This window comes from Rhizobium cerradonense (assembly GCF_030182455.1).
In the GTDB taxonomy this organism is placed as follows: Bacteria; Pseudomonadota; Alphaproteobacteria; order Rhizobiales; family Rhizobiaceae; genus Rhizobium.
Genome location: NZ_JAQJCK010000007.1, coordinates 307083 through 321009, shown reverse-complemented (window position 1 = coordinate 321009; position 13927 = coordinate 307083). Strand labels below are relative to the sequence as shown.

The window sequence follows — 13927 nt, the reverse complement described above, 5'->3', positions numbered from 1 at the left end:
TGAGGCGGAGAGATGTTTTTGCATACAAGCGGTATGGGCGCGGGAGAATGAGAAATGGCTGATAGATCGGATGACACTGAGGATCGCGAATTGTTGTCTGATCGTATCCGCAACGCGCTGGCGGACGAGATCGCGGCCGGTAAGCTGAAGGCGGGCGCTGCGATGGACGAGCAGCACCTTGCCGATCGCTTCGGCGCTTCGCGCACGCCGGTTCGCGAGGCATTAAGGCAACTGGCGGCAAACGGCCTAGTCGAAGTGCGAGCGCGGCGGGGCGTCGTCGTCGCCCGTATGACGCCCGAGCGCATCATGGACATGTTCGAGACGGCAGCCGAAATCGAAGCCATGTGCGTCAGGCTCGCCACCTATCGCATGACGCCCCTGGAGCGTAGCCACCTGATCGAACTGCACGATGCATCCGAAGCTATTGTGAAAAAGGGCGATTTCGATGCCTATGATACCTTCAACCGCGCCTTCCACGAGGCGATCTATCAGGCGACCCACAATAGCTTCCTCGCCGAACAGGCAATCGCGATCCGCAATCGTCTAATGGCCTTCCGCCGCGCTCAATTGCAGCAGGAACAGCGCCTCGATCGATCCCGGGCGGAGCATGAAGCCATCATGCAGGCAATCGCAGAGGGTGACGGGGAAATGGCGTCGCGGCGCATGCGGGCGCATATGCTGAATGCGGCGACGGCGTTGCGGCGTTTCATTGAAGGCAACAAGCTAGTTTAGGCAGCGTCAGCCGCGGGTGATGCGCACGATATGCTGATCCCAGGCGACGTCGCTGTGCTCGCCCAGGAAATCGCCGCGATAGGAGGAAACGGCAAAGCCATGCCGTGCCGGTGCGATGCCAGCGGCGTCGGCGATGCTTTCCACCTTCAGCACCCTGCCTGTCTTCGCATCGAGCGTCACCGACGTGCCTTCGACCGGCGAGGCGACGCCGACGAGGTTTTCGGCGCGATTGACGGCAATGGCGCCCACATAATTTCCAAGCGCCCGGGTCGTATCGTCGGGCAGGGTTACGAAGGTCAGGTCTTCGCCCTTGGAGAAATGGCCGATGAGCGGCGGCAGGTCGTTGCGATGGCCTTCATATTGGCAGGCGAACCAGATGCGGCCTTGCACGTCGATATCGACATGGCGGGTGGAGACCCGGGCATATTGTGGCGGCAAGGCGTGCTTTTCGATCAGCCGGCCGCTGGCCGCGTCGATCAGGGTGAGCGACGGCTCCATATGATCGAGGTTGAGCTTGGTGCGGCCGAAATCCGGATGGGTCTCGATGCCGCCATTGGCAACGACTAACAGCGTCCCGTCGTCGGAAACTGTCATGTCATGCGGGCCGGTGCCGTAGGTTTCGTATTCGCCGATCCGCGCGAAGCGATTGCGGGCGTCGTAGATGCCGATCATGCCCCTGTTGTTGTCGAAGTCGTTTTCGCTGGCGTAGAGCAGCTTTCCATCAGGGGAAAACGTGCCGTGGCCATAGAAATGCCGGCCCTCGCGCGAGGTGATGACAATGGGCTCGCCCTTGTTCCAGGGATCGAAGATCATCGCATAGGTGCCGGGGCGGCGGGCGAAGGCGACGGTCTTGCCGGTTACCTTAGAAAAGGCCATGCCGTGGGCGCGGGCGGGCAGTGCCACCTGATCAAGGATCTGGCCGCGCTCGGTGACCGTCGCCACGGCGAAGGAACCGTCTGATGCGCGGATGCCGGAGGCATAGACTGCATCGGCCCGCTCCAGCGCCATCAAGGCACCGGGCTTGAGCGCCGCGAGGAAGGTCAGCCCCGCCGCCTTGACGAAAGCTCTGCGATCGATCAGGCCGCTGCGCATCGCGCTCAGTCTCCGTCTGCGAAGGAGAAGCCGGCCGAGAGCCCGATGGCGCCGCCATACTCGTCGCTGAAGCTGGTGGCGAGGTCGCGGCTGACGGAGAGCAGCTTGTCGATCTTGGCGCGCTCCGCGTCGTTGCCGATGGCGGCCTCGATATCCGGATTGATTGTCGTCGCCGTCGTCGCAAGCTCGTTCAGGAGGCCGTCGATCTTGGCGGCGACGGCGGGTTTGTCTGATGGCAGCAAGCTTGCCATGTCGGCCTTTTCCCAGAGCGTCTTCAGACCCTCGATATTGCCTGATAACGAGGTCCAGGTATTGGCCGAGCGCCAGTAGATCGCCATCTTCGGCCGGGCCGCTACCTGATCGCCCTTATAGAAGGTTTCCAACCGCTGGTCGCGGACATTGGCAGCTCCATGCACGAGGATGCCGAGCAGCGCCGTTACCGCTTCCTTGTTGTCCATGAAGTCGTTGCTGGTCTTGCCCGGAAACTTCCAGGATTTCTGCACGCCGTTCGGATCGTCCCATTCGTCGGCGATGTCCTTGGCCGTGTTTTCGATATTGCCGGCGACGGCCGCGCCATAGCGGCAGCGGAATCCTTGCTTTTCGGTGCTGAGAACGCTGGAGCCGTTGCCGTAGAGCACGTATTCCAGCGCCGTTAGGCTCATCAGTGCCACGCTCTTGCCGGCGACCGCCTCGACCGTGGTGTCGTGCTCGTCGGCCTTGGCGATCAGCGCCTGCACTTGTTTCAAGCCGACGCCCTTGCGGTCGGGATAAAAGAGGATGTGTTCGAAACGGTTCTTTTCGATGATCGGCCCGGTCTGCACGATCTCGATGCGCGACCAGCTTTTGATCGTATCGCCGAAGGCGGACTGCGCGTTGGCAAGGCTTGCGGCGGAAGGATCAGTGCAGAGCGCCTTCATCGCCGTGGTCAGCTTCGAGGCGCTGTCATGCATGGCGCGGTATCCGGGGCGGATGACATCGTCGACCGCCTTCTGCAGGACCGCCGGCACGGCTGCTTCGTTCAGCCCGGCGCCATTGGCCGTCGCGTCCTGGGCGCTTGCGGGCAGTGCCGCAAGGCTGAGGAGCAGGCTGGCCGCGAAAGGTTTCCAATGGCGCATCAAAGGGACTCCAGAAAATCGATGAGTGCTTGCCTGTCGTTCTGCGGCAGGTTTGCGAATGTATTGCGGGCCTTTTCCGCCTCTCCTCCATGCCAGAGGATGGCTTCGGTGAGCGTGCGGGCGCGGCCGTCATGCAGGTAGGCTTGCTGGCCGCTGACCGTTTGCGTCAGCCCTATACCCCAGAGAGGCGGCGTGCGCCAATCGCGTCCCGATGCCACACCGACCTGCTGGCCGTCCGAGAGCCTATCGCCCATGTCGTGCAGCAGGAAATCGGAATAGGGCCAGATGAGCTGAAAGGCCTGCGCGGCAGCCTTGCCGTCGCTTCCCTTGAGATCGTCGCGGGTGACGAATTTCGGCGTATGACAGGCAGCGCAGCCGGATTGATAGAAGATTTCCTTCCCATGCAGCACATCGGGAAAGCTCGCCTTGCGGCGCGCGGGCACGGCGAGGTTCTCGGAATAGAAGGTGACGAGATCGAGGATAGGCCCTGGTGCTTCCGTGTCGCCAAGACGCTTCTGCACGCCGGTCGGCATGGCAAGGCAGTGTGCTTCCTTGGCCGTGCAATCGCCGTGGGCGTTCGGCTGGTCGGGCGTGGAAATGCCGATATCGTTGAGGAATGCGTCGGCGACCTGATCGCGCACGGTGGCGTTCTGCGCCTTCCAGCCGAAGCGGCCGAGAGCGAGCTGGCCGGTGCGATGATCGCGGACCACGGCGGCGCGGCCGCGAATGCCGTCGCCATCCTTGTCGTCGGGGTCGGCATGGGCGAGGATATCGGCATCTGGAATGGCTTCGATCAGGCCAAGGCCGATCATCGGCGGCGCGACACGCGCCGAGACCGTCGTCGTCTGGCCGAGAGGACCGTAGGCCAGCGCGGTCACGGCATAATGGGGCTTGCGCAGCGAAATAGCTTCGCCACCTGCCAGCGTCACCGGCTCTTCCGCATAGGTGACAGCCACCTTGCCCTCGGCCGCGAGACCGGGAACGGCAAGGTCCTGCAACTGAGCGCCATAGGTCGAATCCGGAAAATTGAGCGCCTTGGAATCCTTGACGACCTGTTCTTCTTCCGGCGTGATCGCCGGCCGCGCCAGCCGCAGCACCATCGACGTGGCGGGGGCTCCCGCCGTCTCCGGCGGATGGCCACGACCGTCCCTGATATGACAGCTCTGGCAGGAGCGGGCGTTGAACAATGGCCCCAGCCCGTCGGTCGCCTGCGTGGAGGAGGGCGAGGAGACCCAGAGCTGGCGAAACAACGCGTTGCCGAGATGGAAATTCTCTTCGCGCTCCAGGCCCAGATTGGCGGAAGGCTGGGAAAAGATATTGCGGCTGACGGGGGCAATCGACGTCGTCGCGCCACTCTCCATCGCCTCATAGGGCTCGGCTTTGGAAAAATCCGCCGTCGGGCGGGTAACGTCCTGAACCCGTTTCAGCGTATCGGCCGACAGATCGGTGCGGACGGTTGGGAAATTCAGCGCATCGGCTGCCGCCAACGTCACTGCAAAAACCACAAAGCCCGCTGCGAGGGCGGGCAAGAATGCGCGGCTGACCGGAATGCGGATCATCTGGATCAGGGCGGCAGCATCGTCAGATACCGCCGCCCTCCTTTATTACTTCTTGAAGACGGCGTTAGGATTATCAAGGCTGTCCGAGCCTTCAAGCTTGATCGTGCCGAGATCGAGGTCGGCGACGACGCGCTGGATGCTCTTCGTCTGATCGAGCAGGCCGTCGATCGCTTTCTGAACGGTGGCGTTGCCGACCTTATTGCCCTCGGCGATCATCTGGTCGTACTTCTCGACGGTCTCTCCGCGATGAACCATGGCCTTCATGGCATCGAGCGTCGCGTTCAGCTTGCCTTCCATCTCCTTGTCCAGCGCCTTGTCCTTGGCGGCAACGAGATCGTGCAGCGACGGACCCTTCATCTTGGTGCCGTCGACGCGCGTGTAATTGCCGTTATAAGCCGCGGCAATGCCGATGGCGGCATTGTTGTGGGAGTTGTAGGTGTTGTCGGAGAAGCAATCATGCTCCTGCTCGGGATCATGCAACAGCAGGCCGAGCTTCATGCGCTCGCCTGCGAGTTCGCCATAGGAGAGCGAGCCCATGCCGGTCAGGATGGCGGCGAGACCGGCCTTCGGATCGGCTTCGATATGCTTGGTGGCTTCGCCATCCGGCGCCCAGTCATTGGTCATCTCCTGCATGGCGGAGACGAGCAGGGTCGAGGCCGATTTCAGGTATTCGGCGCGGCGATCGCAATTGCCGTGCGTGCAATTCTTCAGGTCGTAGTCGGTGGCGGGACGTTCGCCGGCGCCCGGGCCCGTGCCGTGCAGATCCTGGCCCCAGAGCAGGAATTCGATAGCGTGGTAGCCAGTCGCGACATTGGCTTCGACGCCGCCGGCCTGCTGCAGCGTACCGGAGAGGAATTCCGGCGTCAGATGCGAAGCGTCGACATCCTTGCCGTTGATCTTGATCGTCTTGTTGGCGATGACATTGGCGACATAAAGCGAATTCTCATCGCTCTCGGTGCCGTAGGAGGCATCGACATAGTCGATCAGGCCTTCGTCGAGCGGCCAGGAATTCACCGCGCCTTCCCAATCGTCGACGATCGGATTGCCGAAGCGGTAGACTTCTGTTTGCTCGTAGGGAACCCGCGCCTTGATCCAGGCAGCCTGGGCAGCCTTCAGCGTCTTGTCGCTGGGATTGGCAAGCAATGCATCGATCGCCTTGTCCAGCGTCTGCGCCGTGGTCAGCGCGTCCTGATACTTGGCATGCCCCACTTCGGCGTAATGCTTGATGATGGCGGCCGGCTCGGGTGCGGCTGCGAGCGCCGGAAGGGTGGACATGGCAGTCGAGGCGACGGCCAGCGCCAGGCCGGCGCCAAAATTGATTTTCAGTTTCATGATCCTCTCCTGTGACGGCGGGGGCGCCGTCAGAAACTTGGTAAATCGTCTCATGTATTAAAAACAAACTGGTGTCAAACACTCTAGTTTGGAATGATTTTAAAACGGGAAATTGATAGTTCCAGCATTGGCAAAGCAGCGCATTTGCCTGGAAAAAGCGGCAGATGTCGCGCCGTCTCGTTCCGCCGAACCAGCAAACGCGCCGCGAGCGGGATAAGCCTTGCCTATCCCTTCCGCCGCAGCCGGCAGAAGAAGAAGCCGTCGGTATCCGTCGATGCCGGCGTCAGGGTAATGGTCTTGCCATCGGAAGAGCGCGGCTTGGGCGCATCCTTTCCGAACAGCTTCTCCCAGGAGCTCAGCGCCTCGACCACTTCGAAGTCCGGATTGTTGGCTGCGAAGCGGTTGACCTGCGTTTCATTTTCTTCCGGCAGGACCGAACAGGTGACATAGAGCAACAGGCCGCCGGGGCGGACGAATTCGCCGGCCTGAGCCAGCGCTTCCTGCTGCTGGCTGGTGCGCTCGTCGAGGTTCTTCTGCGTCAGCCGCCACTTCGTATCGGGGCGGCGGCGCCAGGTGCCGGTACCGGTGCAGGGGGCATCGACCAGCACCTTGTCGAATTTGCCGCGCAAAGGGAGCAGGCCGTTTCTTTCGTCATGCACCTGAACATTGCGCGTGCCGGCGCGCTTCAATCGCTCGATAATCGGTGCCAGCCGCCGCCGATCGGAATCATAGGCATGGACCTGGCCCTTATTGTGCATCGCCGCCGACATGGCGAGCGTCTTGCCGCCGCCGCCGGCGCAATAGTCGAGCACCTGGTCGCCTTCTTCAGGCAGGACGAGATCGGCAACGATCTGCGAGCCTTCGTCCTGCACCTCGAACCAGCCTTTCTGGAAGGAAAGTTCGGCGGTGACATTCGGCAGGCGCGATGCGCCTTCGCCGGCGGGAATGCGGATACCGTAACGGGCGATCTTCGAGGCATGCGCTCCGGCGCGTTCCAGTGCCTTCACGGCCTTGTCGCGGCTGGCCTTCAGCGCGTTGGCCCGCAGATCGAGCGTCGGCCGCTCGGCTAATGCCTGGGCCTCGGCAAGCCAGCTATCGCCGAAAGCCTGTTGGAAGGAATGCTCGACCCATTCCGGAATGTCGCCCTGGATATGGCGCGGCGCATCTTCGATCTTTCGGGCGGCAAAGGCTTCCAGCGCCTCGGCGCTTGGCGGCTCGGGCGCGAATTTGTCGCCCTCGAATTCGGCGGCCAGCACTTCGGGCGTCAAGCCCCATTGGCGAAAGAGCACGGCATGGGCAAGCGCGGAGGGGCTGTCGTCGCCCATCAGCCAGGCATGAGACAGCCGCATGCGCAGAGCATCGTAGACGATGTTGCCGATTGCGGCGCGGTCGCCGGAGCCGGCGAAGCGATGGGCCAGTCCCCAATCCTTCAGGGCGTCGGCCACTGGTCGCTTGCGCGCTTCGATATCGGCAAGAACTTCGATGGCCCCCTGCAGCCGGCCGCCCAGACGCATTCACTATTCTCCTGCTTGCGCATGGCTCCGAAATCACCTGGATCACCGGAAAGGCTCATGCACCACCAAAGTGTCACTGACACCTCATCAATCCGCACGAAAAAAGCACGTGGCGGCAGATTATTGAGACGTCTCAACCGCGTGGTAGCCGCGATTGACGGAGAGAGCAAGCGTCAGGCCGAAACGCCGGGTCGTTCCCAGCGGATCCGCCGGTTATTTCGAGGCGACGACGTCGTAGCAAACACTCGCTGTGCCGGAGGCAACCATGCCGATATCCTGCGCTGCAGCACGGGAGAGATCGAGCACGCGTCCGCGAATGAAAGGTCCGCGATCGTTGATGCGAACGACGACGCTACGACCATTGTGGCGGTTGGTTACCTTCAGGCGTGTGCCAAAGGCAAGCGAGCGATGGGCGGCAGTAAAATGGGAGGAACTCATGCGTTCCCCGGAAGCAGTCTTGGAGCTTCCCCCGTACCATGATGCGCCCCCGCATCCCGTTGCTGCAAATGCGTCCGTCGAGAGGATAGCAAAAGCGGCGGATATAGTTGCGATGATCGCAACAGAACGATTGATTTTCTTCAAACCGATTTTCCCTCAAACAATTGAACTTGCGCCTGGTGAGCGGCGGGGGCTTAAATCGGGCGAAAAATGGCAAAAAAGTGCCTGCTAATATCACGGAATGTTACAGGATGTAACATTTGTGATTTATGACGATTGATATCGAGTACCGCTAAAACTAAGGTTTGATGGAAAAAACACAATAAATTCAGTTAAAAACCGAATGAATTTTCCCAAATCGATGCTGCAATGCAGAAGATCACGAAATTTGAAAAAATAATTTTCCGACTTCGCCTTATTTGCTGCCGCATTTGTGCAATTTCAGAGATCATTAACCATAAATGTGGAGCAAATTGAACTAGCCAATATGGGTTAGTAGGAATTTTCGTGCGATTGATCCGGGGGGTGAGGTCGAATTCCCTTAGCCGCGCCAGCGCCCCGAGGACCACAGTTGGGTCAGCGACATGCGGTAGTCCGGATAGCGGAATGGGAAGCCCAGCGCGCGCAGTTTTGCGTTCGAAACCCGCTTGTTCTCACCATAGAACGAACGCGCCATCGGCGTCAGCTCCGCCGTTTCGAAAGCCTGTTCCGGCGGCGGCTCGACACCCATCAGACGGGCGGCCTCGACGATGACGTCCTGCGGCGGACCGGGCTCGTTATCGGTGACATTATAAATGCCGCCCAGTTTGCGGTCGGAGAGGAACTTGGCGCAGGCGCCGATGTCCTCGACGCGGATGCGGTTGAACACCTGGTTCGCCTTGATCAGCCGCCGTGCCGTTCCCTTTTCCAGATTGCAGAAGGTGTTGCGGCCAGGACCATAGATGCCGGCAAGCCGGAGCACGGCAACCGGAATGCCGAGCCTGATTCCGACGCGGTGCCAGCCATCCTCCGCTTCGACGCGTTCAACCGAGCGGTCGGAAACCGGATGCAGCGGCGTTTCCTCGCTGACCCAGGCGCCCTTGTGGTCGCCATAGACGCCGACGGTGGAAAGATAGCAAACCCATTCGAGCTTCGGCATGAGCGCGCGGATATTCAGATGCGCCAGCCGCAGCAGCGGATCACCCGACTTGCCGGGCGCGATCGACTGGACGAGATGCGTGGCGGATTTCATCACCTCGCTCAATGCGGGATCGAATGTCTCTCCGTCGAAGACGAAAGCTTCGATGCCTTGCTCGCCAAGAGGGCCGGTCTTTTCGGGCGAACGAGTCGTGCCGGTGATCCGAATGCCCGGGCCGGCGAAGGCCTTGGCGATAGCCGTTCCCGAATAGCCGCAGCCGAAAATCATCACATGCATCACGCAACTCCCGCCAGTATCCACTCCGCGCGGACATCCGCGTCCGGTTCGTCACCTCTTTCTGCCGCAAAAGTGCGGAACTCGCCAGCCGTCATCAACCGCGACAGCGCCCAGACGGCCATGCCGCGCACGACGGCCGAGGGATCGTCCGACAGGCCACCGCACGCCGCGATCAAGCCTCGATCCCCGGAATTGCCGGCGGCGATCAGTACATTGCGAATGAAGCGGTCACGCCCGATGCGCTTGACCGGCGAGCCGCTGAAGAAGGCGCGAAAGGCGGCATCGTCGAGATCGAGCAGAAAGGCGATCGACGGCTCCCTGAGGTCGTCGCGAGCGACCAGCTTCATCTCGGCGGCCGCACTGGCGAATTTGTTCCAGGGACAGGCGGCAAGGCAGTCGTCGCAGCCATAGATGCGGTTGCCGATCAACGGCCGAAGCTGCGGATCGATCGGCCCCTTATGCTCGATGGTCAGGTAGGAGATACAGCGGCGCGCATCGAGCTGATAGGGGGCCGGGAATGCGGCCGTCGGGCAGACGTCGAGACAGGCGCGGCAGGAGCCGCAGTGATCGATCTCGGGCTGATCCGGTTCGAGATCGGCTGTTGTGAACATCGAGCCGAGAAACAGCCAGGAACCATGCGTCCGGCTGACGAGATTGGTATGCTTGCCTTGCCAGCCGAGGCCCGCTGCGGCAGCCAGCGGCTTTTCCATGACCGGCGCCGTGTCGACGAAGACCTTGACGTCCTCCTGCGATCGCGCCGCAAAGCGGGTGGCGATCTCCTTCAGCCGGCCCTTGATGATGTCGTGATAGTCGCGGTTGCGGGCATAGACGGAAATGGCCGCTTTATCGGGCTTCTGCAGAATGCCGCGCGGGTCTTCCTCGGGACCGTAGTTGAGGCCGAAGACCGCGATGGAGCGGACATCGCCCCAGAGCATGTGCGGATCAGCGCGACGTTCGCGCGTTTCCTCCATCCACGCCATGGTGCCGTGGTAGCCTTGTTCAAGGAATTGGTTGAGCCTGATCCCCGCGTCGGGAATGGCGTCCGGCCGGGTGATGCGACAGAGATCGAAACCCTGCGCCCGCGCTTCGTCGCGAAGAAAGGCCGTTAGCCTATGCCGTCGCTTGCTTTCTTTATCTATGGCACGGTCTTCGGGCATATGCAGCCCTCGTCAGAAATCCAGATCGGCGTAGTGCGATACAGGCGTGATGCCGCGCACGCGTTCCGCCAGGATCGGCCGGAACGACGGGCGCGATTTCAGCCGCTGATACCATTCCTTGGCAACGGGTGATTCCATCCAGTCGATCTCGCCGAGGTAATCGAGAACGGAAACCGAGGCGGCAGCAGCGAGATCCGCATAGCTCAGTCGATCACCGGCGAGCCATTGGCGGGAACCCGCAAGCCAGGAGAGATACTTCATGTGTTGGCGGATGTTGCCGCGAGCCATGCGCATCACCTTGGAATCGGGAGCGCCGCCGCCCTGGTCGGCAGTCATCTGCAACTTGTAGACCCGTTCGCGCACCAGAGGCCGCGTCACGTCCTGTTCCATCTTCTGCATGAACCACTCCGTCAGCCGGCGGATTTCGGCGCGCTGGAACGGGTCTTCGGCCAGAAGCCGGCGGTCTCGCTTCAAAACGCCATGCGTCTCGTCGAGATATTCGGAGATCACGGTCGCGCCGCAGAGCGCCCGCATGCTGTCGTCGACATAGACCGGCAGGGTGCCGGCCGGATTGAGCGCCAGGAAATCGCGCCGTTTTTCCCACGTCTGTTCCTCGATCAACTCCGTCTGATAGCCGTATTCGGTCAGAATCAGACGGACGAACCGTGACGGAGATGACATGGAATGATGATACAGCGTCGGCATTGATACTCGGGCTTTTGCAGTTGATGCTTATAAGAGTCTCGGGCCCACCATCTTGCGGCCCTAGTCATACGTCATCGGTTGAAGCTATAGGAGTTTGGCCTAGCTATTACAAGCGAATCGGGCCACCCCGCTCTTTGACAAAGGACACAATATGGCTGAACAAATTGTTATCGCGTTGTTTTTGGGCCTTGTGGAAGGCCTGACGGAGTTCATTCCCGTATCCTCCACGGGTCATTTGATATTGATCGGACATTTCCTCGGTTTTGATGAAGCTGCCACTTTCGACGTTCTGATCCAGCTCGGTGCTATCCTCGCCATCTTGCTCGTCTATTTCAATCGTCTCGTTCAAATCGCAAAGGCGCTGCCGGTCAGCGTCAAGGCTCGCCATTTCGTGCTGGCGGTCCTTTTCGGCTTCCTCCCGGCTGCCGTGATCGGCGCGATCGCGCATGATTTCATCAAGACGGTGCTGTTCGATTCGCCGAAGGTTATCTGTATCTCGCTGATTCTTGGTGGCATCGTTCTGCTGGCGATCGACAAGATCGAGTTCAAACCCAAATATACCAGCGCCTATGAGTTTTCCTGGCCGATGGCGATCAAGATCGGCTTCTTCCAATGTCTGGCAATGATCCCGGGAACATCGCGTTCCGGCTCCACCATCGTTGGTGCCCTCTTGCTTGGCGCCGACAAGCGCTCGGCTGCGGAATTCTCTTTCTTCCTTGCCATGCCGACCATGGCTGGCGCCTTCGCGCTGGATTTGTGGAAGAGCCGTCACGACCTCAGCACGGACCAGGGCCTGCTGATCGTCGTTGGCTTCTTTACCGCTTTCATATCGGCATTGTTCGTGGTCCGGGCTCTGCTCGACTTCGTCTCGCGCCGCGGCTATGCCCCCTTCGCCTGGTGGCGCATCGCCATTGGCGTTCTCGGCCTGATCGGGCTTTATACGGTCGGCTGAGGCCGATCGCCGGGGAGGGGGAATCTTGAGAAAAACGAAGGCCGGTGAGAACCGGCCTTTTTTCATGCTCGATCAGTTCGAGGATGAAGGCTCGATGGAACCCGTCGTGCAGGGATCGACGCCATAGGTCGGCGTGCATTCACCCTTGACCGAGGCGATGCTGCCGCGGGCCACGAACGAGCCAGCGAGGATCACCAGTGCCGCGCACGCAAACAAAAGCGCGATAGACTTACCCATCGAAGAATGCCTTTCCGCAGAAGTGAAACGCGCCACGATTGGCCCGTGCAGGGCTTGGCGACGCGCGGTTGTGTTAGTCAGTGAAATGATGAATAGCAATAAAGGTTCATGTTAAATTTGACGTTAATGCTACTATTTTCAGTGTGCGTCTTTTGAGCAACGCCAAGCTGTGAATCAAGACGGCAAAGCTGGCTCTCCCGGTGCCGAAAACGCGGCCAGAGGAAACGAAAACGCCGCCTGGATGAACCAGACGGCGCTTCAATTTTTCCGAATCGCTACAAAGCGTCACGCGGCCTTGCCGGAGCCGGTGAACTGGCCCTGCGGGCGATAGCGTACCAGGTAGGACGGCAGCACGGAGACGAGCAGGGTCGGCATCAGGCCGATACCCTGCAGGGTCCGGCCTTCCGCCTCGGCTTCCTTGGAGACGACATTGTCGTGCTTCAGCAGGCGAACCTGATCGGGCGTGATCGGCGGCGTGATGAGCGGCACCAGCGAAGCAGCCGAGCCGATGAGCGAAGCGAGGCCGAAGGGGATGGAGACCAGCGACTTCTTCCGGTTGATAACGGCAAGCGTCGTTTCGAGACATTCGCGGAAAGAAAGCACCTCCGGACCGCCAAGCTCGTAGATCGTGCCGGCCTTCAGCTTGCCGTCGACGCCGCGGGCGACTACCTCGGCGACATCCTCGACATAGACCGGCTGGAACTTCGTCTCGCCGCCGCCGATGAGCGGCAGGAAGGGCGCGGTGCGCGACATATCGGCGAATTTGTTGAAGAAGCTGTCTTCCGGACCGAAGACGATCGATGGCCGCAGGATGACGGCATCGGGCTTGATCGACAGGATGCCGGCTTCAGCGCGAGCCTTGGTGCGGGCATAGGCGGAAGGCGAATTGGCATTGGCGCCGATGGCGGAAATATGCGTCAGCGAAGCGCCGGCGCCGCGTGCAGCTTCCGCGATTGCCTTGGCGCCGAATTCCTGCACGGCATCGAATTTATTGCGGCCGCTTTCGGCGAGGATGCCGACGCAATTGACCACATGCTGTGCGCCTTCGACGGCGCGATCGATGGAGTTGCGGTAACGCAGGTTCGCCTGGACGATCGAGATTTGGCCGAGATTGCCGAGCGGCTGCAGAAAACCGGCGAGATCGGGGCGGCGCACGGCGACGCGGATGCGATAGCCGCGCTTGGCGAGCACGCGGACGACATGCCGCCCAATGAAGCCCGATCCCCCGAACACGGTCACGAGCGGTGGAAGGTTGGACAGGGTCATGGCAGGCTCCTCGAAAGGCTTAAATAGGGCTGATCTGGTTTCGTCTTAACCGATCCGAGGGCCGAGGTGAAGTGCTATCACACCGCATGTTCCGGCTGCTTTTTAAAAGCGTTAGATGCCTTCGACGACCACCATTTCGGCGTCCGCGACTTCATGACGAATCTTGGCGGCGATCTGATATTCCGGCGAGTTGTAGCAATCGACAGCATGCTGCAGCGACGGGAATTCGATGACGACATTGCGGCTGCGCGCCTGGCCTTCCAGTGGCGTGAAAGCGCCGCCGCGGGCGAGGAAAACCGCGCCGTATTTCTCGAAAGCCTGCTTGGCGGCGGCAACGTAGTCCTTGTAGCGCTCGGGGTCGCGTACATCCACGCGTGCGATCCAATATCCCTTTGCCATGTCCGGTCTCCCTGT

15 protein-coding genes are annotated in these 13927 nt (G+C 60.9%); 3 read left to right on the top strand and 12 right to left on the bottom strand.

Going from position 1 to position 13927, the window contains the following annotated elements:
* The first annotated feature begins 54 nt into the window (after positions 1-54).
* The gene (locus PH547_RS18315) at positions 55-732 is read left to right on the top strand and encodes a GntR family transcriptional regulator (RefSeq protein ID WP_285169021.1); all 678 of its coding nucleotides are present in this window, start codon (positions 55-57) and stop codon (positions 730-732) included.
* 6 nt (positions 733-738) lie between these two features.
* Here the strand turns inward: PH547_RS18315 and PH547_RS18310 are convergent, their stop codons facing one another.
* From PH547_RS18310 to PH547_RS18285, 6 genes are all read right to left on the bottom strand, one after another.
* Positions 739-1824, bottom strand: a complete 1086-nt coding sequence (locus PH547_RS18310) for a DUF1513 domain-containing protein (protein ID WP_285169020.1) — start codon at positions 1822-1824, stop codon at positions 739-741.
* A 5-nt stretch (positions 1825-1829) separates the two neighbouring features.
* Entirely contained in the window at positions 1830-2939 is a 1110-nt protein-coding gene (locus tag PH547_RS18305) for an imelysin family protein (RefSeq protein WP_285169019.1), read from the bottom strand.
* Positions 2939-4498 (bottom strand): di-heme oxidoreductase family protein, encoded by a 1560-nt coding sequence (locus PH547_RS18300; protein WP_285169018.1) that lies wholly within the window; start codon positions 4496-4498, stop codon positions 2939-2941. The genes PH547_RS18305 and PH547_RS18300 overlap by 1 nt, the downstream gene beginning before the upstream one ends.
* A 45-nt stretch (positions 4499-4543) precedes the next feature.
* Entirely contained in the window at positions 4544-5830 is a 1287-nt protein-coding gene (locus PH547_RS18295) for an imelysin family protein (protein ID WP_260303300.1), read from the bottom strand.
* A gap of 224 nt (positions 5831-6054) precedes the next feature.
* Positions 6055-7344: an RsmB/NOP family class I SAM-dependent RNA methyltransferase gene (locus PH547_RS18290; protein WP_285169016.1), complete on the bottom strand. Its 1290-nt coding sequence runs from the start codon at positions 7342-7344 to the stop codon at positions 6055-6057.
* Between the two features lie 213 nt (positions 7345-7557).
* Entirely contained in the window at positions 7558-7887 is a 330-nt protein-coding gene (locus tag PH547_RS18285) for a septal ring lytic transglycosylase RlpA family protein (protein WP_245463961.1), read from the bottom strand.
* On the opposite strand from PH547_RS18285, the gene PH547_RS18280 reads away from it, so the two are divergent.
* A complete protein-coding gene (locus PH547_RS18280; protein ID WP_245464004.1) occupies positions 7781-8014 on the top strand; it encodes a hypothetical protein in 234 nt (77 codons plus the stop codon). The genes PH547_RS18285 and PH547_RS18280 overlap by 107 nt on opposite strands.
* 309 nt (positions 8015-8323) lie before the next feature.
* On the opposite strand, the gene PH547_RS18275 is transcribed toward PH547_RS18280, so the two are convergent.
* The 3 genes from PH547_RS18275 to PH547_RS18265 are packed head-to-tail and all read right to left on the bottom strand — an operon-like array spanning position 8324 to position 11058.
* On the bottom strand, positions 8324-9196 hold the full coding sequence (locus PH547_RS18275; protein ID WP_285169015.1) for an SDR family oxidoreductase: 873 nt from the start codon (positions 9194-9196) through the stop codon (positions 8324-8326).
* On the bottom strand, positions 9196-10353 hold the full coding sequence (gene queG / locus PH547_RS18270; protein WP_285169014.1) for a tRNA epoxyqueuosine(34) reductase QueG: 1158 nt from the start codon (positions 10351-10353) through the stop codon (positions 9196-9198). The genes PH547_RS18275 and queG overlap by 1 nt, the downstream gene beginning before the upstream one ends.
* Before the next feature lie 12 nt (positions 10354-10365).
* Complete coding sequence (locus PH547_RS18265) at positions 10366-11058, bottom strand: glutathione S-transferase family protein (RefSeq protein ID WP_104821746.1); 693 nt, start codon at positions 11056-11058, stop codon at positions 10366-10368.
* 151 nt (positions 11059-11209) lie between these two features.
* On the opposite strand from PH547_RS18265, the gene PH547_RS18260 reads away from it, so the two are divergent.
* A complete protein-coding gene (locus tag PH547_RS18260; protein ID WP_104821747.1) occupies positions 11210-12010 on the top strand; it encodes an undecaprenyl-diphosphate phosphatase in 801 nt (266 codons plus the stop codon).
* A gap of 72 nt (positions 12011-12082) precedes the next feature.
* On the opposite strand, the gene PH547_RS18255 is transcribed toward PH547_RS18260, so the two are convergent.
* From PH547_RS18255 to PH547_RS18245, 3 genes are all read right to left on the bottom strand, one after another.
* Positions 12083-12247, bottom strand: a complete 165-nt coding sequence (locus tag PH547_RS18255) for a hypothetical protein (protein WP_199773511.1) — start codon at positions 12245-12247, stop codon at positions 12083-12085.
* Positions 12248-12532: 285 nt separating this feature from the next.
* Positions 12533-13513, bottom strand: coding sequence for a complex I NDUFA9 subunit family protein (locus PH547_RS18250; protein WP_104821748.1), 981 nt, complete (start codon positions 13511-13513; stop codon positions 12533-12535).
* A gap of 111 nt (positions 13514-13624) precedes the next feature.
* Positions 13625-13912: a DUF1330 domain-containing protein gene (locus PH547_RS18245; protein ID WP_285169013.1), complete on the bottom strand. Its 288-nt coding sequence runs from the start codon at positions 13910-13912 to the stop codon at positions 13625-13627.
* Positions 13913-13927: the final 15 nt, after the last annotated feature.

What these genes read in the sequence shown, in the direction of transcription:
- PH547_RS18315 (WP_285169021.1), top strand. Translation starts at nt 55, where the DNA reads ATGGCTGATAGATCGGATGACACTGAGGATCGCGAATTGTTGTCTGAT.
- PH547_RS18310 (WP_285169020.1), bottom strand. Translation starts at nt 1,824, where the DNA reads ATGCGCAGCGGCCTGATCGATCGCAGAGCTTTCGTCAAGGCGGCGGGG.
- PH547_RS18305 (WP_285169019.1), bottom strand. Translation starts at nt 2,939, where the DNA reads ATGCGCCATTGGAAACCTTTCGCGGCCAGCCTGCTCCTCAGCCTTGCG.
- PH547_RS18300 (WP_285169018.1), bottom strand. Translation starts at nt 4,498, where the DNA reads ATGATCCGCATTCCGGTCAGCCGCGCATTCTTGCCCGCCCTCGCAGCG.
- PH547_RS18295 (WP_260303300.1), bottom strand. Translation starts at nt 5,830, where the DNA reads ATGAAACTGAAAATCAATTTTGGCGCCGGCCTGGCGCTGGCCGTCGCC.
- PH547_RS18290 (WP_285169016.1), bottom strand. Translation starts at nt 7,344, where the DNA reads ATGCGTCTGGGCGGCCGGCTGCAGGGGGCCATCGAAGTTCTTGCCGAT.
- PH547_RS18280 (WP_245464004.1), top strand. Translation starts at nt 7,781, where the DNA reads ATGCGTTCCCCGGAAGCAGTCTTGGAGCTTCCCCCGTACCATGATGCG.
- PH547_RS18275 (WP_285169015.1), bottom strand. Translation starts at nt 9,196, where the DNA reads ATGCATGTGATGATTTTCGGCTGCGGCTATTCGGGAACGGCTATCGCC.
- queG (WP_285169014.1), bottom strand. Translation starts at nt 10,353, where the DNA reads ATGCCCGAAGACCGTGCCATAGATAAAGAAAGCAAGCGACGGCATAGG.
- PH547_RS18265 (WP_104821746.1), bottom strand. Translation starts at nt 11,058, where the DNA reads ATGCCGACGCTGTATCATCATTCCATGTCATCTCCGTCACGGTTCGTC.
- PH547_RS18260 (WP_104821747.1), top strand. Translation starts at nt 11,210, where the DNA reads ATGGCTGAACAAATTGTTATCGCGTTGTTTTTGGGCCTTGTGGAAGGC.
- PH547_RS18255 (WP_199773511.1), bottom strand. Translation starts at nt 12,247, where the DNA reads ATGGGTAAGTCTATCGCGCTTTTGTTTGCGTGCGCGGCACTGGTGATC.
- PH547_RS18250 (WP_104821748.1), bottom strand. Translation starts at nt 13,513, where the DNA reads ATGACCCTGTCCAACCTTCCACCGCTCGTGACCGTGTTCGGGGGATCG.
- PH547_RS18245 (WP_285169013.1), bottom strand. Translation starts at nt 13,912, where the DNA reads ATGGCAAAGGGATATTGGATCGCACGCGTGGATGTACGCGACCCCGAG.